1 protein-coding gene (only partly in view) is annotated in these 26818 nt (G+C 54.9%); it reads right to left on the bottom strand.

Translation table 11 applies throughout. The annotated features are described in order from the left end of the window. On the bottom strand, positions 1–26818 hold the 5' portion of the coding sequence (locus TRM7615_RS21985) for a matrixin family metalloprotease (RefSeq protein WP_108791795.1). Its footprint begins 3776 nt before the window's first position; the window shows 26818 of its 30594 coding nt (coding positions 1–26818); the start codon lies at positions 26816–26818; its stop codon lies off the left edge, out of view.

Here is a 26818-nt window from a genome sequence, read left to right as displayed (position 1 = left end):
GCAGAATTTCCACCGCTTCAAGGGAACCGTAATCGATCCCTTCCGCACCCATTCCAAGCCCGTACACGTTGATCACGTCCGAAGGCGTCAACGAAGTCGAAGCACTTCTAATTCCGCCTGTGCTGCTGAGCGAATTGCCATCGTCGTAGATGGTCAATCGATCGACCGTAAACGCTTCATCAACAAAGAAATTGGCTGACGCCCGTGTGATGGCATAGCTGCTGGTTGCATCCGGCAATTCCGAATTCGCTTCGGTACCAGAAGGCCGTTCCAGAACCAGCGAAGCAATTCCGTTGTCTTCGGAGATTTCAGCAATACGCCAGAACCGTCGCAATCCGGGACCCGCCGAAATCTCAATAGTCAGGCCAACCAGATCAGAGATTTCATCAACACCGTCCGTTGCATTGATGTAGTCATACAGTTCGCTCGCCGGAACCGTCATCGCATCGAAAACAACACTCAAGCTGCCATCAAAGGACAGAACAGACCCCGTGGACGCCAGATCGCTGGTTTCACCGGGCAACATAACCGGTTCACCCAAACCGGTGATTGAACCATCTCCGCCAAATCCATCTAGGATAAGGCGTCCTTGGATCGCAGCAACTGTGTGCGGCCCTTCCCCTTGGAACATCTGCTTGTCAGCGCCTTCTACACCGGCGTAATCCCCACCGATTTCAAAGTTGTCGCTGCCCAGGCCGCCGTACAGTCGTGTTTCCGTCACCGAAGTTCCGGTGGACGTCACGAAGAAGGTGTCGTCGCCCTCTGCCCCATCCACTTCGAGAATTTCAATTTCGTCATATGTAATTTCGCGACCTGCGCCTGTGACCTTGGTCGCCGTGATCAGGTATTCATCGCTGAACTCGGTCCCAATCAAACGCAACGTGTCTATGCCTGCACCGCCGTTCACATTCACGGTGGCATTCGACACGTATTCAACCGTGTCAAATCCTTCACCGGCATCCACATCCGATTCAAAGGATCCTTCTTCAGCAAACGACCGCACGACGAATAGATCGTCATCGTCACCGCCACGAAGCGTCAACTCAGCGGTATTCCGGAAGACGACAAAAACATCTTCTCCCTTCTCGCCTTCAATTACGGTTGCAAAGCTTATGCCGTTGGACAAAAAGCCGCGCGTCGTTGCAATGGTTTCAAATTCGTCCGTAGCGGCAACATTGGCTGCAGCGTCGCGTTCACTCTTGAAGATTTGCCCCACCTGCGAAGTATCAGAACCCTCGCCGAGACGGATGGTTGTTTCCGTCCAGTTGTCATCCACCGAGACGGTATCATCACCGTCCAAGGTTTCCAGAACCAGGTGGTCAAGTGATTTACCGTAGTTAACCCGTTCAACATTATCATTTTCGCGAAGCGCCGCGGCAAAGGCGGTGCCGTTGGTTACGGTATCTTCGGCTGCGCGCAACAAGAAGTTGTCGCCCGCGTCCGCCCGATCAAGACCATAGATTGTCAACAGATCGCTTGTGGCAAACCCATCGCTGACGACATCGATCAGGTAGTTCGAACCCTGATCAGAGATGGTCACGAATACTTCGTCGTCACCCGCCTGACCTTCAACACGCAGGCTGTCACTTGTTTGCTGGGTTTGCAGACGCAACACTGTGATCACATCGTTCGAAGCCCCGCCATACACAGTCGCCGCGCCAGTGAACTCTGGACTATCGAGAGTAATCGAGTCCTCGTCGTCACCTGTTTGTACACTGATCACCGGCGCAGCAATGGAGCCTGCCAATAGAACCGCAGCACCATTGCCCGGATCTGCATCTTCGGACGGAAGGTCAGCGCCGACGAAAACCGAAACACCTGCATCAAGACGTCCGCCATCTGCAAGTGCAAGATCATCACCGGCAACAACAAAAATGTCCGTTCCGGCCTGAATTCTGGTCGCCGGGTCCAGAAGCAGATCGTCGCCAGTCCCCGCATTGTCGCGGACCTGAACCGACGCAACTCCATTTTGAGCTGTTACCGTCCCTGGGCGCAATGGCCCCGAAACTTCGACCAGATAGACATTGTTGGTTGCCTCAATCAGATTCAGGTAGGCGTTTCCTGTGTTGGAATCGATTTCCAGCGGATTCGCCGCCGTCCCGATGGAGTTACCCGCTGAAAGAGTGAGATTGGTTGCTTCGATATCTGTACCGCCATCCACGTCAGCATCCAAAATGGATCCCGTGTCAGAAACAACGGACACATCACCCGTTGTCCGCAACAGTGAGACGGTCACGTTCTGTGGGGCCAATACTTCGATCAAACCTTCTGCGGCATCAACTACGCTACCGTCATCCATCGAAATAGCGCCCTGACCGTCGCTTGTCGGATAACCTACCTGATTTCGCTGCGCGTCAGCCGTCATTCGAACCCCACGCGCACCGTTATTAACAGTAACCAGAGCACCTGCTCCAACGGCGATATCCAAACCGGCTTCTAGGTCGATACCACCTTCAACTGTCAGGATGCGCGACAGCGCTGACAGCGCCAGAGTCCCCGAAGCATGCAAGAGGATCGGAGCATCTGTTCCTGTCGCCTCAACCATTTCGTCTACAGTGATGTTTCCAATTGAAGCAACGTCCACTTCTTCAACGGCCAACAAGCCATTCAGGATTGCTGAAGATCCACCAATCCGCAGATTTCCAACATTCGCTATCCAAATTCCTCCAGTCCGGGCTTCCGCTTCGAGGTTCCCGAGCTGGGTGTTCAACGCGTTGCTGTCCTCACCGATATGAGTAGCATGCAAAGCTGCCCCGGAAGCATCGATGTTCGACAGACTGCCGTTTTCGTCCACAATCGCACCGGACGCCGACACCGTAACCACGCCGAACAACGCTGTAATCAAGCCAAGCCGAGCGTTCCCGGTGACAACCAAGTTCACATTTCCGGTCTCTGACGTGATTTGATCAAGCAGCTGCGCTTCAGTCAGGTTCGCAATACTGATGTGGCTTCCCGCAGTAGCCGATAGTGAATCACTGACCAATGTCTCCAGGAAACCGTCCGCGGCGCCGTTTTGCGCGCCAATTCGATCACTCGCCGAAAGATGCAAAACCGGTGTCTGTATGTTGAGCACCGCATCATCCAGCCCGTCCACAATGCTGCCTGACAGAGCCGTCAAAGTGGCACTGTTCTTAGCAAAAACAAAATCCAACCGCATATCACCGGTGGTTTCCGTCAGCCAGATATTGTCGGCTCTTGCGGTAAGCAGGCCGGTTCCAACCAAATTGGATTTGAGGGCATCGCTTACGGTACCAATATTGTTCCCGTCAGCCGCTTCCAGAATAATTCCATCACCTTGAACCAGCCCTGTGCCCACAGCATAAATTGCGCCATCGCCTTTGATCCGCAACGCTTCGCCTGCAACCACTGACTCTACATTGATGTCGACTTCGGAGCCCAAGAAGACCTTGTCAGTCGCATCGACAGTGACCGTGCCTCCTTCGAGTTTGATGTCGACATCTTCTCTCAAACTAACGACGAGTGTCACCGCAGGAACCACCGAGTCATTGCTCAACTCGTTGCCGTTGATGTCCAGGAACGTCAGGTCGTCGCGTTCAGCAGACGCCAAAGCGATTTTACCCGCCTCGCTGATTGTTCCAATGTTCGTTAGGTCAATTACAACTTCACCTTCGCTGATGCCGATATTCCCGTCTTGAGCAACCAGAGAAATCGATTGTCCGGTGACATTGGGTTCTTCTTCAGCAGCTGTGGTGTCAGTTACCGTCTTGAGGACGATGGATTTAGTGATCGAGTTCTTAAGCTCACTATCCGTCCACGTTGCACCTTCCGTAAGGTTCTGCCGCAGGGGATCGTTTGACGCCAATACGAAAGAGTAATCTGGGTTGTAGAGTTGATTGTCTGCGGACAAGGCCAATTCCGTCTCGATATCGGCCAATTCAGACGCTTCCTGAGCTTCAAGAGCGTCAATTTCAGCTGTGGTCAGCCCCGCATCCAGAAGTTGCTGCACCTTATCTGCGCTGAACTCGTAACTTCCTTGGTCAAACGCATCGGTCGAATATCTGGCGATCTGATGCTCGCTTAGGATTGTGAACTGCGGAGAACCAGATGGTGTTAAGCCCGAAGCATCGAGAGCGATAAATCCAATACCTGCAATGGCATCGTCGCTGGATGTTGCCAACTTGACTATCTGGTCTGTCACGCGATGAACGTAGTAAGTTTCACCCGCAACCAGCCCGAAGTCGGGAGCCCCTCCTCCACTGTAGATCACGGCATCACCACTCAGGAGCTGGTGTGCTGTGGAGAAGGAAAGAGTGCTGTCAATTCTGGTAAGTGTTCCACCGGTCGCCGTCGGATCGTCAACGGCGGTTGTGACAGCAGCCACGAAATTGTTTCCGCTCAGAGCATCGGCACGAGAAGCCGTCAACTTGAATGAAGCGTCGTTGATCACGTGAACGTAGTATGTGGTCGCGTCGGAAAGGTCGCCGACCGGTGATGAGCCCGCAACATCATCGTAACGCAGGCGGTCCCCGTCCTGCAGCTTGTGACCGCCGTTAAACACAAAGGTTTCACCGTCGCTCAAAACGTTCGCTTCGCTGATCGCGTAAGGCGTGAACTCCGCGTTGTCGACGGCGGCGGACACGTTCGTAATATCGATCGAACGGCGCTCGTTTGTTCCAAGGTCAACCAGGTTCGTTCCGGCAAGTGCATCGGCACGGGTATCAGCCAGCGAAATTGTGGTGCTGTTTACCACATGGACATAGTAATCTGTCCCATCCTGAACCCCAGACACCCCAGCCGGACCAGATGCAAGACGATAAGTTACCGCTTCGCCCGTCACAAACCCATGTTCATAACCCAGGTCAATCTGTTCAGCATTTGTATCCAGTGTTTCAGGTGCAGGCGTGAACAAACCAACCCCCATGTGGAACTTGGTGACGGCGTCGGTACCCGAAGGGGCCAGCGCTACGTCAGTAGTGCCGGACAAGGCAGCACTTCGCGTGGACGCGAATCCAATCGTCGTACCGTCCTGAACAACCACGTAGTAAACTGTGTCAGCGTTCAGGCCGACTGTTCCTTCGCCACCAGACAAAGCAACGCGTACAGCTTCACCGCTGGACAGGTTATGCTCCAGACCAAGGTCAACCGTGTCTCCCTGGATGTCTGCGGCTGCAAACTCGTAGCTGGCCTGAGCCTGCCGCAGATTCCGAGCTTCGCTCCAGTAACGTGAATAGGCAAAGTTTTTGCTGGCTTCATAAGCGATGATGGTGTTCTGACCGGAAACCGAGAATTCGTCGGCGACCACATCCACCAAGTCCATATCATTCCAGAGGTCTGTCAGAGTCGAAATCGCCCTTTCATCGCGCTGCTGAGCCGAGTTCTGGTCGCGGATACCGCCATCCGACACGATTGTGACATCGCCGCCCGCCCGCACAGTGATAAGGCCAAGATCACCGTCAATTTCTTCGACGTGAACACCACCCGAGGCAATCGCGACAAGGCCGTCATCCGCCTGGAAGTCTTCGCCGGTATCGATCAGCAATCGGTTCCCCACCGTACCGATGCGGCCCGAGTTTGAAACAATCTCGACACGTCCACCCTTAACGACGTTGCCCAAAGACTCGTTTCCAATGAAATTCACATTTCCTTCTGCCGTGATGAAAACATCTCCGTTGGATGCAACGGCTCTTTCGACATCGACCTTTGTATTCGAAACAAAGTTGATGTCCCCGCTTCCAACGGTTGCTGATAGCGTCGACCCGGTGAACGACACATTGAGCGGACGCTCGTTTCCGACACCATTTGCAGCGTTCGTCGTCAGGTTACGAGCAGTGATGAGTGCGGCTTCGTTGATCTGTTCGATTTCACCTGCAGTGGACGTAAGAGAGACATCCCCGCTAGCATTGGTAATGTTCGACGCGATGCGAATATCGCCGCCCGAAGTTACATTGATATCACCAGTCTCGTAGCCGGAGAACTCGATGTTAACGTCATAGTCCGCTTTCACAGAATGCCGGAAGTAGTCCGAATATCCGCTCTGGAACACGAAGTAGTACGTGTATGTGGTTTTCGAGAAGACCCACCAGCCGGTTGTTTTCTTGGTCGTATAGTTACCAATCTGACGCTCGGGTGAATCCAGGCTTGCCGTGTAGCCGAACTCATATCCTGCAGGCACAGCCGTCAGGTCATCGCCACGTGAATCGTTCGACTGAATATCGGCTATCGTCGCAACTATCTCGCCGTCAGGTGACAGGGGTCTCGGGTCAGACGGCGACACCGAGATGTTATCAGGATTTCCGCTGGGAGGAGTATTAATGAATCCGAGGTAAGTCGAACGCTCCCAGGACTTCGTGGTCGTTACGGTACGATCCTGACCTCGGTTCCAACGATAGATTTGACCATCGGAAATATCATACGTCGTACTGCGGCCACTGGTCTGTGTTGTCGTGGTGTTTCCGTCAGCTTCGACCCGTTTAAAGATCGTGTTGCCTACGCGGGTAAAGGTCGTCTTTATAGGAGCTCCGCCGGCGTCAAGCTTGGAAACATCCTGAATGACGATCTCACCCTCGATACCGTCCGCGCCACCAGTATCCAGGTTGTTGAGACGCATGGCGTAGTTGGTTTGGTTATCAATTGAAATGCGACCAAAGCCGTCAACCGCACGAATGGTTCCCCGATTGTTCGCGCCATTGCTGTCCCCTGTGGAAAGCATATGACCAAAGAGAGAGATGTAGCCCCCTGAAAGAGCGACGTTGTTTACAACAATCTCGCGCTCCTGTGCATCCCAAACCGCCGTGATGGTTGTGTCGTCGACAAGCGACGCAGCATCCAGTCGCAGAACACCATCTTCGTCCAAAGTCGGTTCCAGAACGAGATCGGTATAGCGGAACCGGGCTTTATTGGCGGCAGAGTCATAAGTACTTTGCGCGGAAGCAATTGTAGCATTGAGCGATGTCCCAAGCGTCAATACCCGATCCGGGCGGCCGCTTTGAATTGTTCCGTTGATGTTCAGGAATTCAGCATTGATGAAAACGTTACCGCCTGCAGAAATCGAACCACCGGATTTGGGGCCGGAAACCGTCGGCGTGGCTACGTTGACAGCGCGGTTCGCGGACAAATCGCCCAAGGCGTCGGCTTCAGCCGCGTTCCATTCGGTGAACCACTGGCCACGTGGATCGCCACCGATATGAGTGACACCGGTTTCAGTCAAAACAAAGTCCTGTCCGGCGTTGATATCGATGTTCGCAGCAATCAACTCGCCAGTGACATAGATGCTCCCCTCAAGGTTGGTCAGGAACAAGTCGCCAGTCAGGACATCAATCGTTCCGGCGATGTTGATCGACGGAGGCAAGGCATTCGCGAATTCCGCCTGCGCCGCAAAGGCAGGCTCAAAGGTCGAAATGACCGAGATACTTGGCGTTGCTGACGTTGCATCCGTCTCGATGGTGCCGAAAGACGCAGTGCGAATGTTGTTAATCTGATTGATCTCGGCGTTCGATGTTACGCTTACGCCATTGAAGAAGAGCTTACCGCCCTCCTCCGTCGGAATTGTCAGATCTCCGATCTGCAGATAGTACGGGCTGTCGTTGACAACGCTGATCTCGGCGTCACCTGGCGCAGAAATATTGCCACTGCCATAGAACTCATCAGCTTTTACAACCACATTGCCAACTCGTGCAGTAATCGAGTCGATCACAATTACGGCGACATCCAATCCTTCAAGGATCGCACCATCTGATCCCAAGAGCCCCAAGCTCTGTGCCTGTCGCTCGAGGTTGGAGATCTGCTGCTCAAGACTTGCCGACACAACCGGATCTCCGGCATTGGACGTCAACTGGCTTCTCAGTTCCGCCACGCGCGCGGCCAGATCGGCGCCCACGTTCTGACGTTCCAGCCTTGGGATATCGACACCTTCTGAAATCAACGGCAGACCGCTGTTCAGATCATTTGAGATCTGGAAGGGATAAGGATCGCCATTCTGAAGCGTAAAGAGGCCAACGGAATGGGAATTTCCTGTGAAGCCGGTGCTGATCAGATCCAGAACCTCAGGCGTACTCACCGACGGGTCGGAGTTTTCCTTTGCGAGTTGCAGCGTACCGGCAACTGTATCGACATTGACTGCGAAATAGACGCTACCATCTACTAGGAACCCTTGACTGGTTGTTTCCAGCGGGTCGCCTCCGTTGGCTCGGTAGACGACTTCGGCCCCTTCGGTTACGCCGTTCGGAACCCCGCCCGCAAAGGTGATCGTATTGGTATCAAAATCGATAGCAGAGGAAGGATCGAACGTTTTGGGAGGCTGGAAACCAGTGTTAGTCGGGATGCCTACGAATTCGTCGATCGTGATAAACTGCGTATTCTGAATACCTGCTTCGAGAACACCATCGTTCTGCACCTCGGCAACGCTGCTCTTGTTCGACGATCCATCCTTGATATCAAAGGACACTTCCTCGGCTCCGACCAACGAACCAAGACCGTTCACGATATCTTCACCGAGCTGTCTATAAAGGTCTTTGCCAATGCCTTGGCCAAACGGGGTCAAGGTTCCGGCGACTGCTTCGACTTCAACGTCTCCGACGCTGCGAAGCGCGCCGGTTCCGCTGATCAACACCTTGTTGACTGTGTTTGTGTAGGCGTCGGCATCCGGATCAGTTTGAACGGGGAATGCTGTCTTGTTCCAAAGATCAGTTCGCGCAGTGGCAATCAGCGAATTTGCCGTTCCACTGGCACTCCGCCCCGCGCTGACGGTTACCTTCTCATCAGAGCGCACTTCGCCGTTTACGGTGATCAGATGATCCGCTTCAACCCGAGATACAGAAGCGCCTTGTGCAGCACCAGCAAGGCCGTAGGTCTTCGAGTTGGCCGAGCTGGACACATCCGTGGTCGTATGTGCTGCGATGATGACATTTCCGGTCGAGTCAATCAGTGCACCCGCACCGATTGTGACATCTGCATCCATTGCGTCTGCAGTGGTGCCGGCCTGCACAACTGATGTGGCCTTGGCGATGGCAATTGCGCCACCTGAATCCAACTTGGCCCGATCCCGGGCAGTTACTGCGTTGGTAGACGCGATACGGACTGATCCCGGTGCAACCGAGGATCCGGCAAGAGTCAGAACGGCACCCGCGCCGATCACAACCTCGGTGTCTTTCAAAATCGTCGACGTGCTGCGCGTTGCCGGCAGATCGATTACGCCTCCGGACCCGGACTGAACGTTATATCCGCCACCGATTTGATTTTTGTCACTTCGGTTGATCGCTTCGATGACGATGTCGCCAGTACTCAGAACAATCGTATTGGCGGCCACAGTTGATGCGACGGTCGTGTTTGACGTGTTCGTCGCGTAGGCGCCTGACTTACCGGCGAGCGCTGCACTTGTGGAATCCGCTTGCCCGTCAAAGTCAGCGTCATGCGTCGAGCGCAACGTCAAGCCGCCTGCCACAACAGACGCAGCCGACAGAGTTGCTCTTGTCTGTCCGGTACTCCGTGTTTCGGCGTCAGCTGCAGATCCTACGATAATTCCGCCGGAACCCGACCGTGCTCTTGCGCGGACTTCATCGGATGCGGTCGCCTCCACGGCAAGTGCACCGCCGGCATTGATAACGACACCCGTTGCAATGCTGGCGTTTGTGGTGATCGAAGAAACAGCATCTGCCGGGTTAGCCCCGGCCGCCAACAGACCAATTGCAATACCAGTTGCCTCTGCAAACGACGTAGACGTGCTGAAAGCACTTACGTTTACATTACCGACGGACCCGATCTGCACATTGTCAGAAATGTAGGCATCGACAACACTGTCGGTCAGAGTATCGACGTTGGTTCCGTTGATTCCAACAAGACCCCCAGCGACACCCGATGCAAATGCCTGAGCGGAACGACCCGACGTCGGCTTGGACAGGATACCTTGTATGTTTAGGCTCCCAACAGTCAGTTGTGCACCTGAGCCTACAAACGCATCCACGTTTGCACCGGTGCGAGCGTAGGACTTTTGAACGCCAACAGTCACGCCACCAATCGCAAACCCACCCACATCGGACAGAGCTTGTGGCGTTGCATTGGCCGAAACTGTAAGGGCTCCTGTGACGTTGGCAGTCCGGTTCGCCGCAATGTAGGCCGAGGTTGTTGGCGTCGCGCGCGCGTCCCCATCGGCGCCAGAACCGGAAACAATGCCGCCTGCAGCAGCCGTTACATCAGTTCGAGCCGTATCAAGTGAAATTGCTTCGACGGTAGCATTGCCACCCGCTAGCAATGTCCCGTCCACTGATGCAGTCGTGATCCCTTCTGAGCGCGCGTCAGCCAAGGAAACTCCAATTGCAACACCGCCAATGGCAAGACCAAAGGCATCGGCCTCAGCGGTATTATCGGACACCGCACGAACAACGATGTTGCCACCGGCATCCAGTATCGCCCCGCTTCGGATTTCCGCGCTTACAACTGCCGCAGCCCGCGCATCGGCGTCGGCACCGGATCCTGCACCGAACAGTGCGCCGGACGAACTTTCCGCTGTCGCATATGCACCCCCGCCATTCGGCCTAAAGTCACGACCCACATTGTGCAGCGTTTCGATCGTGATGTTGCCTGCGGCATTGATCCTCGCGTTTTCACCAACGTAGGTTGTAATTGTCGGCGCAACTTCTGCATTCGCCAGAGCGACGCCAATGGAGGCGGCATAAGAGCCTGCAATGCCTGTGGAAACTGCTGTGGCGTTGGCCGTTGAAAGGGTTCTTAGAGTGAAGTCACCGCCAGTTGTGATCACCGAGTTGTTGTTAACAAAAACGTTTACCGTCGGATTGACCACCGCGTTGCTGCTGACACCAAATCCGGCAATACCGCCGACGGTCAAGGCAGCGCCCTTGGCGCTTGCCGAGCCAACGTTCGCCACTTCGAGAGTCAGCCCCTTGGGATAAGAGATCGTTCCGTCGAAACTGATGTTGACGGTGCCGCCGACATGCGCGTTTGCATCAATGACACCAACAGACGCGACGCCGATGCTGACACCGCCGCCTTCAGCGCGCGCAGTATGGCGGTTCAGTACGCCGATATACAGGTCTCCATTGGCGTTCTGTTCTCCAACCGACAACAGCGATCCTGCACCGAAGCTCAAATTCACGTTGGATTGGGAAACGGCGTTGAGTTCCTTGATCATCGACAGGCCAATCGAAGCCGCCTGATCACTCTTGTCTTCCTCGCCGCCAATAACAGTCGAACCGCCAGCACCCTGGAATGCAACATTGGCTACCGCGGTATGAATTTCATTGGGGTTGGACACCGCGCCTGCAGCGAGGCTGGTCGCAGGCAGCAAACGCTCACCTCGAGCAATGCCTTCGCCCATCAGATCATCGCCTTCGCTATGCTCAAGACCAAGCACGTGCCCCATCTCATGCATAAGCACGGTCAAAAGATCGATGCGAGACTTTGGCAGCCCGACAGTTGCCGTCAGCTCATTGCCGCTGCCCTCGTACTCTTCATCCTCATCCGGTGTCAGATCGATGAACCATCCGGTCGATGCAGCTGTTGGGTCCACCTGAATACGTTGCTGGGATGCCAGCGCCAAAATTTGGCCTGGCTGATCAACGACCTGAAAATCCATGCCATCCAGCAGCAACTCTTGCTCGACCGACAGTCCTGAGTTCCGCCAGCGATCCTTTGCAGCGGCAGCAATTGTCTGCAATTCCCCGTCAGTCAGGACAACCGACGAAACGATACCAATCTCTCCGTCCAGAAGTGCAGTCGTCGATACAATTGATACCGTCAGTGTTTTTTCAACGATGCCACCATTCAAATCGGCAACCGAGACTGTCACGTCATAGACACCTGTATTTCCGGCATCACCGGGATTGTTCAGGTCGGCAGCGGTCAGCAGCGTCAGGGTTGATCCAACGAACTCAAAGGCACCAGCATCTGCACCACCTGTCACCGAATAGACGAAATCAGTGTCACCATCCGCGTCGGTCACGTCCGAAGCAAAGTCCCGAACTGCAGTCTGCCCGTCTTGAACAGTAAGAGCAGCAGGCGTCGACAACGCGGGGCCTGTATTGGAGATAATCGTTTCCATCCGCGTTATCACAGCGTCGATGGTTGTTGGTGTGGTATTGAGGTTATTGTCTGACGTGAGGAAAGGCAGCACGTCCAATTTGTTTGGGGTCGCTACAATGGCTGAACCGCCGACATTGAGCTGCGCGCCTGCATCCAGGCCCGCGTTGTGATTGGCTTCATCCTCGTAGTCTTGAGGCTCCTTCGAAGCGATACCCCAACTCTTGGCATCTGCTGTCGCGGTCTCTTCCGCAATTGAAAGGAGAGCTACGTCTCCGTCAACATCGACATCTGCCGTGCCACCAAGCTTAGCTGTGATTGTCGGACGCGTGTATCCATTTGCCTTGCCGCGTGTGGTTCCCAGAGAAAGAGCAAAAGCATCTGCCACTGCGTTTGCTTTGTGGGTTGCACCACCGATCACGCGAAGGTCCGAGCCAACCATAACATCGGTCGCAGACACCTGCGCGGTCATGGTCCCGCTGGCCACGGCTTCAGAGACGGCGTCACCAACACCAATCAAGGCAACAACGTCACTTTCCGCGTCCGATTTGATGTTGGCTGCAGACAGCGCCAGAACATCAAGATCTCCGCTTACATCAATATCTGCATGTTCTTCGAGGTCAGCATCAACGGTCGGAGTGACACTCACGGTAGCAACCGCTCCGTCTGGATCATCTCCCCCCAACGGATTGAACGCAAACAACCCACCCGACGGTGCGTCCGAAACCGCTTCGCTCTTCACTTCGGCCTGCGCGAAGTTCAGCCCGTTCTGGCGCCAGTTGCTGAGGCCAGCAAGCACGACGCCACCGGTTGCATCAATCGTGGCTTTTTTCGAACTCGTTCCGCCAATTGACGCGCGTATTGTCGGTGATTGGGTGATTTTTGCGGTCGATGACGACACTGAGACACCCAACAACGTGAAAGCTCCACCAAAGCTTTCAGCATTTGCGGCCAAAATCGACCCTGCTCGCACGATTACGTTGCCGTCAATCGGTGCCAAATCGCTGCCGACCTGGCCTGACAAATCTGCGGTAACAGTTGGAGTGGCGGTTGTAATCGCATCCGAACCCGCAACATTAACCGACAAAAGCGCCAAACCGCCGGCCAACGCAAAACTCTTCGTCTTCAATGTTCCATCAAGCTCGCCAGACACGGTGACATCTGACGCATCAAGCACAACGCCTGCCATGCTTGCGTTTACCGTGCGCGTCAACGTGCTTTCAGCTTTGCTCGAGCCAACGGCCACCGCAGCCAGCGTTCCCGCCGCGACTGAAACACCCGTCGATCGGGCTTCGGCTTCTGCAGATGTGAACGCCGCAACAGTTAGGTCACCGTTGGTCGCGTGATCCAGATCAATACGCGAGTTTGCCGCAATCGTCGCCTGCACCGAGCCAGCAATGGTTGCTGTCGCCTTGGCACCCGCTACGGCAACCCCGCCACCGAACAACGCCACGGCAACCGCAACCGACGTTGCCAGACCTTTAGTGTAGATGAAACCCGCACCGTCGGCAGTTACTTCCATTCCTCCTAAGGTAACCCTGGCATCGCCTTCAAAATACGATGTCACAGACGTCTTAATGTCATTGATGTTCTCGGTCAGCCCGACGCTTGCCGAGAAGCCAAACTTACCTCCAGCAGCCGCCACTGCGATCGAATCCGTGTCTGACGTGATCGTGCTTTCATCGCGCGCTGTGACCGCGATACCACCGGATGCCAGAATATCCGCTGCAGCATTGCCAAGAATGCCACCGGTAGACGCAGAGCTTGTGTTCACAATGCGGGACAGAACTGAATTTGCGACTTCGTTATCGGCATACGCACCACCGCCAGAGAAACTCACGCCTCCCTTACCAGCAGCAACGCCGACCGACACCGCAATCGCCTCGCTGTCGATGAACATCCCAGACGGCGTCGACGCAGAAACTGTAATCTGGCCTGACGACGCGTCGAGCGTGCTGTCCAGAACTTCGGCCGACACCCTGTTTTTGATGATGTTGTCCGAGTTCACCCCGGCAATCGCGACGGCGACACCGACTTTGCCAAACCCGGCCGCGACAGCGCCACCATGCGCCTTACTTTCGATACGGCTTTGGTCCTGAGCGGAAACCGTGATGTTCTGCCCGGCTGTAATAGCATGCCCGGAACTGCCGTCTGTTTGCGCGTTATCGATCTGAGCCGATACCACACTCGTCACAGTGTTGGCAGAGCCAGCCCCGGCTCCAGCCACGCCACCGCCACCATCAGAGCCAACCGCAAGCGCACCCGCGCCACCAAACGAGAACGATTTGATATCGCTGGCAGAATCCGCTGTCACATTCACATCTGTTCCAGCAGAAACGACGGCATCTTCGACAACCGCAACGGTATGATTCCCAACAGTGTTTTCACTGAGAGCGAACCCAACAGAGATACCAACCCCTACACCACCCGTCGCGATACCCACGCTGATCGCAAAGCCGCCGGAATCTGAAACAATTGTACTGTCGTCCTCGGCTGAAACAGTTACGCCGCCAGAGGTCGCAATCACGTTCGAACCACCACCAATAGCGGCCAGAGCATCTACAGCAACCGTGTTCAGCGAACCGGCCCCAACGAAAGTTAAGCCAAGTGCAAATCCGGAGCCACCTGAGCCACCCAGCCCGCCAACCAACGTGAAGGAATCCACGCCCATCGAATTTTTGGCCGCAACATTTACGTCTTGATTTGCGGTAACATCCGCGTCTTCGATAAATGCACGGATGACAGAACCACCTGTTTCCAGGGCATATTTCGTAGACCCGTCAATGCCGGTGTCTGACAGCAAGATCGCGTTGCTGTTGTCGTTCAGAGAACCAAGTTCCGCGTCGGACTTAGAACGCGCCAGCTTGACCATATTGTCGTTGACACGAATGGCGTAATAATCTTGTCCGGAGTCAAGTCCACCAAGATCCGCTTTGTTGTTTGCCAGATCCAGATTTGTGAACCTCACCCTGTCTCCGGTGTTCAATCCGTGGCCGGATACATTGAGTGAATAGTTGTCACTGGACAGATTCGCTGCCGTAAACTCACGTTTGGTGGAACTGTCGCCGATCTTGTTTTCGGAAACGGAACCACCGACAGCAACGCCGATCCCTGCACCATCCAAAGAGATCCCTGCAGCAATCGAATATCCACCAGAATCCGTCAGGTGAATGCCTTCTTCCGTCGCCGACACTGTAACCGACCCAGATACCGCCTCGACATCAACGCCAGGCGCAGCACTGCGACCACCTCGAATGAAAGACTCTGTCTGCATGTCAGACAGATTTCGGGCCTCAGACCCGGCACCGGATATTCCAAGTGCGAACGTGGACTGGCTACTACCCGCAATTGCAACCGCCAAACCAAGCGCTTTCGCATTGGTTTTTTCAATAACAACCAACTTATGAGCAGCGGAAGTTGCTCCGCCAGTTATGTCCACGATATTTGCATCGCGGAAAAACACCTTGGACGTTATCGTCGCGTCGGCCAAAACCGGCGTGGACGCGGAAACGGTAATCTCCGATCCATCGTCACTAATATCTGTGACCAGATACGTCCCGGTTGTTCCACCGGAAAGGCGCACACGGTTGCCCACCGTCAGATCATCAAAGAACCCTTCAATTCCGCCACTGCTGTTCTTGGCCTTGATCGTGTTCTTTTCGGCGTTGAACACGACATCCTGTGTTGCCGGTGATGTCTCGTTCTCAAACACGACACCACCCGGCACCGTTTTCAGAAGTTTGATAGAATTATCACCGTTCTTGTAAACGATGTATTTTTCACCGTCGACCAACCCGCCGATGGCGGCCTGGCCGTCGGCCTGTCGATAGACAACTTGATCGCCAGATTTGAAACCGTGACCAGAGCTTTGCAACGTATCAAGAGTTGCTGAGTTGGCATTGGTTCCGATGGTTTTGGACTTGGTTTCTTGGCCGGTTGTCAGAGCATCAACCGTGACCCCCGAACTCCCTTCGACTTCAGAGCCGTCTATGTTGGCGGTGTTCAGTCCACCCAGATCGTTTTTGGCAAATGCAGCACCAATCGAAGCGCCGACGGTCGCCAGGCTTGCGCCACTCAGAGCCAATGCCAAGCTTACGCCGTATCCACCGGCATCCGTATCCAGGCTAGTGTAGTCTCTCGACAGAACGTTTACCGCGCCGCCCGTGCTGGTTACGTTGGCAGCACTCACAATGCTTGCTGACGTATTCTGTGTGACGACGTTGTTCGAAACTGCGAAAGCACCGGCGAAAGCACCGGTAAACACACCTTGGCTGGTCGAAACGCCGCCCGATCCCGCTCCGGCCAAAGACCATGCTTTAAAGCGTGTCTGATCGCTCTTTCCTGCCTGCGCAACAACGGAAACGTCACCTGACGCAGTGACATTTGCGGCGCTGATCTTGGCTGACGTATTATTCTCAACTGTATTCTCAGCGACACCGACGCCAATCGAAATTGCGCCTGCGCCCCCACCGTTCTGTGTCGCAACCGCAATCGCAAGCGCCACTCCGCCCGCGTCAGCATTCATACGGGACATATCTCGCGCAGTAATGCTTGCGGCCCCTGATGTCGCGGAAATCGTACCGCTACCGGTGATTTGGGCTGTCGTGTTTATCTTAGATCGGTTGATCGAAACGGCACCGGCACCGCCGAAAGCAAACGCAACTGAGGAATTGCCAAAGCCGCCAGCACCAAGCGCCCCGCCAATTGAAAGTGTGTCAACATAAAACTCGGACTCGGACGTCAGCGAAACGCTGTCGCCTACAACGTTGGACCCCTCGATCGACGCAGTCGTTGAATGCCCCGTACCATAGCCAACATCGGTCCGACTGAGAGACCAGCCAACGGCGAAACCCAAAGAGGCGCTGTTGCCACTCCCCGCCCCAACAGCGGCGAAGATTGCGACACCGCCGCCATCCGTTCGAACACGTCCTTGATCTTTGGCGATCAGATTAACTGCGCCGTCAGAGTGTATCGCAACATCATCGACGTTATCGCCATTGTTGTCGCGCACTGCAGTGGAGTTGGTGATCTTTGCACTGATACGTACGTCAATCTTTGCGGTCGCAAAAGCACCTGCGAAAGCCAGTCCACCGGATAAGGCCGACCCCTTGGCAACGCCAAGCGCGCCCGAGAATGCAACTGTATCATATTTGTCGTCAGAGCCTGGGTTATCTTCGGTGGTCGATATTGCCTCGACCGTGATGTCCCCCGTCGAATGAACCGTCGAGTTGTCAACCAATGCCATGACCGTTACATCGAAATTGGTTTCTGCAACCCCTGCGCCAACTGCGAGCGAGCCGGAACCACCATTGCCGGTCAAAGCTATCGCGAACGCCAATCCACCTGCATCCGCATCCGTTTCTATCCAATCACGTGCACGCACAGTTACAGGCGCGCTGGCATCTGTCGTCCGAAGCGCAGCATCATCACGTACTTCGGCCTCAACATCCATTCGAACGGTATTGTAAACGCCAGCACCTGCACCAGTCAGTGTAACGGCGGTTCCATTGGACGATTTTGCGCCAGATGCAGCTACCGAAATGGCCACGCCAGTCAGTTCACTGGACGCTGTTGCAAGAACATTGATCCCCGTACCAGCCGTCACCGGCATTCCCGAGATGAAGGCCTCAACACCAGCTCGCTTGTCGCTCCCTCCAAGCTCTCCCAACTCGTTGATTGTAACGGATGCACCGACGGATAAGGCAAACGCCCCTTTGCCACTGGCTGCCGAGACCCCAAGCGCGGCGGCGACCGCCGTCAGGTTCGATTCTTCGACCGCCTTGACCGTGACCGTACCGGTTGCAGCAACGGTTTCGGTTCTCGCGCTCCCCCTCTGAATTGATGCGGTACTTGTGTTGATGACCCGATTAACCGCGGCCGAACCGGCACCTGTGACCGCGGCCGTGCCTCCCTTGCCAAAGGCAAGTCCAATCGCGATCCCGACACCAACAGACAGAGCATTGGTTGAAGCGCGCGCTTCAACGGTCGGTGACCCTTTTACATCAACCGTGGTGTTCTTGATCCGGGCATCCAGAGTTTGGCGAACATCATTGAGTCCGATGCCAATGCCAATGGAAACTCCGACCGTGTTTGAAGACGGGTTCCCGAAGGCGTCCGCATAGGCGACCGCGGCCCCGAAACCCCATGCCGCAACTGACGACGATAGATCGAGAGCCTGAACGTTCAGCGCTCCGCCATTCTGCGATACTGGCGTGACAACTGTGCTGTTATCAATGAAGCCGTCGATGTCCCGGGTAATGATATTGATCGCAAAGCCGCCCGCGACGGCAATCGAGGTAGACGCACCGGTAGACACGGCAGTTCCCGCACTCTGCCGCGCCAATGCTCCGGCGACGGAAACAGCCAGAACTTCTGAATTCGCTCCAACGCTTCCCTTGACGGTCAATGCTCCGCCAACGTTCAGGACTGCATCTTGAACCCAAGCCTTGACGTCATGTTTATCCAGGGCCTCAGCATCGATCCACGTGGTCTGAACTGCCCCCCCAGACCCATCGCCGATTGTACCAATGGCATTGATCGCCAAAGAAATCCCCAGTGAGAACGAGGTATTTGAACCATTGTTAGTGCTGCCGCCACCCCAACTTACGGCAAGGGCTCCAGCGCCCGCAGTTACGCGCGCGTCATCGGTTGCTCGAACAGTAAAACTGTTGGTCGTGCTGATGCCACGTGTGTTCTTGCTGTCTACCGCGAAGGCCAAAATCTGATCGTTCAGCAGATTAACTGCGAACGCGCCCGCGATTCCAACGGCGCTCCCTTCACCTTTGGCAAGGGCGCCACCGACACTGACGGCCAGGACATCAGGAGTGAAAATCGAATCCACAACCACGTCGCTGGCACTGAGGTCCACGTTTCGCAAATATGCCCGGCTGTCATCCGTTACAGAGTTCAAAGCCAACGACACCGCGAAACTGACGCGCGTCTCTTCTGGCTCATCATCGTCTGGCGCGTCTGGCGTGGGCACCGTAGGTGTTGCTCCGGCTACCGAAATAGATCGGATATTGCCTGCTACTTTGCCTTCCACGGTGACCTGGCCACCAGCAGAGAACGTTCCAGTCCCATTGGGAGTTGCTTCATCCCACGCCGCGCCAATACGCGCATCCACATCACGATCAATAAAGTTCAGTGCGAAGGACCCGCCAATCCCGGTACGACGGGACATTGCAAGCGAACCCGCAACGTTCCAGATTTTGGTTGTGTCTGACGCCTTTACGTTGGCAGCTCCGGTGACTGTGACATTGGCATTGTCTTCGACATAGGCCGTTGCATCGTTCGACAGGATATGAGCAAGGACCACACCATTGCCGCTTGCCTCTTTCGATGCCCCACCAGACGCGGCTACGACAACCTGGACACCATCGTTTTCTGCCTCTACATCAAGGGTATCGGCAAAAACCACCGCCCCATCGGCGATCCCTGCCGTGGACTGATCTCGCAAATTATTTACCAATGCGGCGATTCCGACCGCGGTTTCGGTATCAGAGCTACCAGTCCCTAGAAGGGTGAATCCTTTTGCAGGATTTTGAAAACCCCAACTATTGATGCTTGTCCCGCTCCGCAGCAAAATATTGGGATTGGGGATGGTGAAATTACCACCAAGCTGCACTAGATCGTTTACGGTTCGCGCAAAGACGCTGACATTCTGCGTCCCCGATCGCGAGATGGAGGCAGTATCCTGATTGATCCGCGCACCCGATCTGATTTCCGCCGTTGCACTGTGGTTCGTTAAAAACAGCCCGGTAGCGATTGCGACAGCCGTTTCCTTCTGCCCTTGCGCCGTTGCCTGGCTCCAGGCATCAATCAGATTGTTGTCCAGACCCATGTTGTCGTCGAGATATGTCATCAGCTGTGAAAACGCTGCCGACGACCCTGACTCTTTGAGATTGACTACGCGCCAATTCGTTTTGTCCGAGTAATCTTCCTCGTCGAGCTTTCGCATGACGCCAGTCGCACCGACATACTCATAAGTCGTACCCACGTCGCCCCCGGCGGCGTGATTTTCAGATACTTTGACGACGTCGTCTTCCTTAAGCGTAACCTCTCCTGCCGAACCTGACTGATAGTCGGGAGTACGTTCAGCAAATGTTTTGACGAGGTTTGCACCGTACAAATCACTTGGCGTGATCTGATTGAGCGACAAGGCATTGACCGACAGGGTCCCGCCCGCATCAACGGACGCGTCGTCGATGAATGCAGTTGTTTGATTGTTGTACGACCCGACGTAGACAGAAATCGAAACACCGGTATCGACATCGCCTTTCACCTGTCGACCAGAAATGGATCGAACCGTGTTTCCGTCAGAGACATCCTCAGCAGTCGCACTCGCACTGGCTGTTACATCTGGGCGAGCTTCGACCTGGGCCAGCACTGTAATGTCACCGCCAGCTTCAACATCGGTGACAAATGCATCATTAGGATTGCCTATGCGCGCTTTCACCGTGTTGGAATCAACTTCAATCGACAAGGCGCCCGAGAATTGCCAGGACGCCCGTTGGCTGTCCTCACCACGAGCTGCAAACGTATCCCATTGCTTTCCACGCGCGTTCTGAATAACGCCTATCAGCAGATACAGCCCCGTGGTTCCTGTATTGACTGCACTCCCCCGAATGTCAGCTTCAAGGCTTCCAGTGGAGTTTGTCCCGACACCCGAGTTGGCCGCTGTACCGTTCGCAATCCCGGGGAAAATAAAGAAGTTCGAAGCGGAAACCGGCTGTCGTTGCTGCGTTGCGCGAACAATAACATTCTGCGCCGCACTTACGGTTCCATCCACGTAGGCTTCGGTGTTTCCGGTCTCAACACTGATCGCGATAGCGATGCCAATTTTACCATCTGTTCCCGTGGTGGATCGCGCCAGCGTTCTGTTGCGATCCTCGGTATCGGCCTGAACAATCACCGATCCTTGGGTCGAGGTGATTTGAGCGTCAGATCCAACATGGACGTGATTGACCGAGTTCACCCGGCTGATAGCCAGAGCATAAGCCTGCCGCTTCACCTTTTCAGAAGCAAACGCGAAATCAAATGGTCCAACGTCCGCAACAATGTCGGCAATATTGTCGACCGTGGATCGCAGGATCGTATCATTTGTCGACGTTATCTTGACCTGCCCGACATCCACCGTGGATTTCGAGTCCAGAACACCAACTGCGACACCAAACAAATACGAGTACGGAGCTGACTTTACGATCCCGGCTGCGCTGGAAATGATATCAACACTTTCAGCTTCAATGACCAAATCGCCAGCAGGGCTATCGCCCGCATTCAGGTTGATACTCGCTTCGGGCAAAGAGACGTGGACACCGACCCAGGCGCTCAACCCTTCGAGCCAGGACATCAGCTTTGACGCAACCGAAGAAGAATTGGTTGAAAGATGTATCGTTTCAGCTTCGGATCTGATCTCGACCCGACCGCCTTTGATTGTCGCGGCCCCAATATCGATCTCGGTCTTGTTGATGTCGACGTTGGCGAACCCAAAGGCGGTAAAGTCAGCTAAATCATCGATGGCTTCAATTGTGATAGCGCCACCTGCGACGCCTCCAACACTGGACGAGGCATCCAGAATGGTTCCATCCCCAATCGTGACTTTGCGCGGCCCGCTGAAGTCAGACTTCATGCTGATGGCGCCAACGTCAGTTTTCTTGGTTTCGGCCTTGATTTTGATATCACCGGGGTTCGACCCCGCAGTTGTGATGTCGTAACCCCGTGTGTCTATGCTTTCGGCGGCAAGGGTAATGTCACCATTAACGTTCGTCAGATCAGACGTAAGTATGATCTTGTTGTCGGAATCCTCGTCCGGAGTAAGCGTTGTCGAAACGGTGCCACTCACACTGACCCAGCCGGTCAGATCCGATTGGCTCACATTACCGCTGCTAAGTACAATCTGTACTTCATCTTTGTCGACAGTACCCGCATTCACGTTCACCGGCGGTGTAATTGTGTTCCGCGAAATATTGGAGGTATCAATCCGATAAACGTTCTCGACGGTTCCTCCGCTGAGAGTGTCGCCGCCACCGCCAGTTTCGAGAACCACTAGGCCAGATGAGAATGCGCTCGCGTCAATCGCTTCTGCCGCCTGAGTGCCGATCAACCAGGCTTGCTCGACTCCCGTCAGGGAATCGACGCCTTCGCTGCCAATCGTCAATCTGCTATTGGTAAGCGTGATAGACTTGGCAGTGCTTTCCGTAGAGCGATCCTCGACGATCGTATCAGTGCCAAGGCCGCCAATGATACTATCCGCCCCTTCGCCTCCGCTCAAAAGGTCACGTCCAGACGTACCGGTGATAGTATCGCTGCCGGCAGCACCATCAATCGTAACGAACCCAACCGCTAGCGGGGATCCAGTCAAAACGCGCGTTGCCCCAACGACAGTGCCGGTATTGCTGGCCTCAAAGCCCAGATCGGCCGCTGTATCAACACGGCTGTCAGGCTCGTTGGGTACGTCCACCTTGTTCAAAGAAGTAAGTGTCAGCGTTCCGGATCCATTGGAACTGTCGGTGACAACGATTGATCCAGCCGAGAAAGACGCCGTCAGATTTGCGTCGGCAGCGGAAATCGCATCCAACACATCCTGAATTGTCGCTTTGGCGCCCTGCGCTCCAAAATCGATGTCGATACGTCGACCATCGGTCGTTGTTATCCTGACGTCGCTGGCACCGTCAGCCAGATTGTTGCCTCGCAACACATTTGCTGAGACCCCTACCCCGACATTCAGAATGCCCAACGTATCGGCCGCGAGAGACCCGTTGAGCGCAGCAACCGAAAAAGCTCCGTTGCCACCACTGCTGTCGGTTAATTCAATCGCCAGTCCATCTGAAGACAAGGCTGCACTTAACTGCGCATCCGCACTCAGCAGTGTCAGTACGTCTTGCAAGGTGACTGCGCTGCTGAGATCGATATCAACGTCAACGCCGTCAGAACGAGTGACGCGAATATCCGCGCTGAGCGCTGCAGTAGCACCCTGGACGGCCTGCAGACCATTTTGGCCAAACAGGGTATTCAACAGGGTCGTTGCTTCTTGTCCGTTCAGGCTGGTCAGCTCACCTTCGGCAAAGGTCACGCCTCCGAAGCCATTTGCCGGGTCATAATTGAGGAAGCGCAATTCAGTTGTCGCAGCGGTACCAGCACCCGAGAATCCCGAGGCTGTGATTGTTTGCGCCGCGTTGCCCCCCGTTAATTCGGCGGTTTCAAATCCCGACAGACTATCAACCTGACTGCCACGCGTCAGAGTACTGTCTGTCAGAGTAATAGTCGTCTCATTTCCTTCCTCGATCAGAACGTCGTAGTCACTGCCGCCATCCAGCGAGTCATTTCCACCGGCACCGGTTATCCGGTCGAACCCAGCTCCGCCCAAAATCGTATCTGCATTCGACGTACCAACGACAACATCGTTGCCTTCATTCGCCGTGATTTTAACCGCTCCGGAGAAGCCGCTCGCATCAAAAGTATTCGCCCCCGAACCGCCGGTCAGATCCGCAAACTCTATTGAGGACAAGGTGTTGGGGCTTTCGGCTCCGTCAACTGTAGTTACATTTACAGTCACTCCGGTTGAAGCAGCTTCCTGCAAACGGGAACCGTCAACTGTAATCGCCTGGGTGATGTCTTTGCCTGCCAGATCACCTATGAAGGTAATCGTAAATGTGCCCGCCGAGGCGCCGTCAACAACATCAATGGTTTGGTCGTTCAAAAGGCCGTCGCTCAAGCCATACAGGCTGGCTTTGATCGTGGCGCTGTCGGCATCCCACGCGATATCACGGGAAACATCCGATCCAAAACTGATCGTATAGAATCCACCAACGACCGACGCCGGAATACTGAACGTTGCCGTTTCTGTGGCGCCTTCGCCTTGATCAATACTTGTATCGTCAAGAATAAAGCGCGAATTGCCCAGCTCAACAAGGCTATCGTCGCCCATACCGCCCACAATGGAGTCGATACCGCGATTTCCGGTAAACTGGTCATTTCCTGATCCACCGATCAGCGTATCATCACCAATTCCACCGTCCATTGTCACGCTGCCTGTAAACATGGACGCGTCAAATTCGTTGTCTGAATCCCCACCTGTCAGGTTGGCTGCGACGATACCGGACAAGCTATCATTTTCACCGACACTTGCGACAGTCATCGACGAGTCGGTGAGTACAATATCATCGTCTCTGAGAGCGAATACGGTGTCGTCACCCGAGCCGCCAACGATAGAGTCGCTGCCGCCACCGCCAATGAAGACGTCGGCCATGACTGTGCCTAACAGCGTGTCGTCGTCACTACGCCCATCCAACTCGGACCCAGCCGCCACAATCTGCGTTCCGGTGAGTACCCCTGCCGCCCCGGTGCCAGCAATTCCCAGAACAGTACCTGCGGTGCTGTTGTTGGCGTTTGCGATAGTAAATGACCCCAGGCCACCCGAATTATCTGTCAGAACAAATCCCCGACCATCGGATCTGAGTTCCATCTCAAGATCGTTGGACAAATCGGAGATCGTGGTCATCAACTCCCGAACTGTCGCTTCGGAGCTGAGGTTGACATCAAATACTGTCCCGTCAGACAGAGTGATCGTAACATCCGCGTCGACGCGTGATATTTCATCCCCAACCAATCCTGGTGAGAACGACCCGTCGTCAAGCACGGGGATGTTAACCGAAACCACGGACGGATCCGGTATCAGACCCAGATCATAGGCTGCACGGCTGCTTCCGGCGACTACGGTCATGTCCCGTGTCAGCGTCGCGCCTGTAGAATCCGCAAAGGAAATCCCGGTCCCATTGGCATTCAGCTCAACCCGGAAACGACTGTCGAAATTTTCGCTCGCCGCAGCTTCACGGATTTTTGTGAACACTTCCGCAACCGTCGTGGCACCATCAAGGTCTACTGCAAATTCATCTGATCCGCCCGTTGCCAATTGGATCGTGAAGTCAGTGCCCGTTTGAATGTCGACACCCCGACCCTGATTCAGGCTTGTCAGCGGTGTGTCGAAGGCGGTCGCCAAGTTTATTGTGTCTTCGTCAGTTGTCCCAAGCCCGGAACCACCATTAAGTTGATCCAAGTAAACATTGAAACCACCGTCCAGCGTTACGCCACCCAGCGTGAAAGCAGACGCCGACAGAACATTTTCCGAGAGGCCGCCAATCAATTCCGCAGTTTCAATCGAGGCTAGCGTCGAAACCGTCGACCCGATTGTGATCTGCGTATCCGTGAGGGTCATGCTGGCGTCGGACCGCTCAACCAAGCGGTCGATCTCGTCACCACCCATCAAAGTGTCGGTTCCACCCCCGGATCCCAATGTGTCGGACGCGCTACCGCCAATCAGGAAGTTTGCGCCACTGTCGCCATAGATCTCGTTGGCGGCCGTACTTGAACCGATAACGTGGTCAAATCCGCGAACAGTCCCAAGTCCCTCTGCGATCTCCTGCCCAAGGCTGACGGAAACCCCGGTTGTAAATGCGGCGTAGTCTAAAATGTTTTCTTGGGCAGCATTGACGAGAATATTTTCGACACCAATCGTCGTCAGCCCGAAACCATTCGCCTGCGAAGTCACAGTCGTCCCCGAGACTGTCACTTCGTCAAAGACCAACGTGCCGGAATCCGCCATGGTCAAGCGAACACCAAAACCAGTTGAGGACAGATCAATGGTGTCGATCTCGCCCTGCAAGGCCGCGTCGTTTTCCTGGATCGTTACCGCGCCAACGGTAGCTCCGAACTCATAGGTGTCCCGACCTGCGCCACCGGACAGACTGTCGTCGCCTCCACCGCTGACCAGCGTATTATCCAAAGCATCGCCGATAAGCGTATCGGCTCCGGAGGTGCCCAGAACAGCATCAAATTTGAAAACCTCAAATTCGGAACCGTCGTCAGCCCCCGGATCGATGTCAGCTGTGTTTTGCGTCAAATCAACACTGACCGCCGAGAAACCAGATATGTCGAGCGACGCGTAGCCCGCTCCACCTTCCAAACGTTCGACTTGGGTTACATTCGCCAGCAACGACTTGCTGGTCGTACGATCACCGTCGAAGATTGAAACTGCACCTTCTCCGGTCACCTCAACAGTCGAACGGTCCGAAGCTGGAGCGATAACCATATCGTCTCCGTCACCCGCGTCGATCCCCAGAGAGAAGTCCGCTGCAGCCGAAAAGGTGAAAACATCGTCAGCAGTGCCACCCTCGACACACTCTGCTCCAGAGAACGTGACATCGACCACGTTGTCGTTAACACCACCTGCCCCGACACCGTTTAGCTCGAAAGCTCCATCAAATGAGCCGGTCATGGCAAAAACGTCACCAGAGCCGTTGCCCATTGTCGCAGTAATCGTTGGCTCGAACGCTCCAGACAGGACCGTGTTGATAGACGTTGAATCGATTTCTATGCGATCGCTGCCTTCACCTGTCTCTATTGTCAGATCCAGGCTTAGAATGGAATCGGTCGGCGCATCTGTTGCCTCAAACAGAACGGTATCAGCGCCTCCTCCAGTCACCAGACTGACGGTATTGTTGGGGCCGAGTTCCCCCTGGGCCAGCAATGTTTCGCTGTCGTCATTTTCAATGCGCAGGATCTGAATGACTGCCACATCGGGAGTCAAATCATCGTTGTCGGTATCATCTGACGCGATGCGAACGGTGATTTCTTCGTCCGCAGATGTGGCAGTATAATTCAGAGCCAGATCAGCAGCCAAAAGAATGCGAGGCTCCATTGGCTCCAGAGCTGCGCGGGATGTACTGTCAACCGACCGTCTGAACAATCGATACAACGCTCTCCTAAACCTCCGGGACGGAGATGTATCGAAGACTGCACGTTCCTCACGCGTTGCAAACGGATAGGCCAT

This window comes from Falsiruegeria mediterranea M17, from assembly GCF_900302455.1.
In the GTDB taxonomy this organism is placed as follows: Bacteria; Pseudomonadota; Alphaproteobacteria; order Rhodobacterales; family Rhodobacteraceae; genus Falsiruegeria; species Falsiruegeria mediterranea.
Note: the sequence above shows the minus strand (reverse complement) of the source record. Positions and strands in the feature narration are given on the sequence as shown.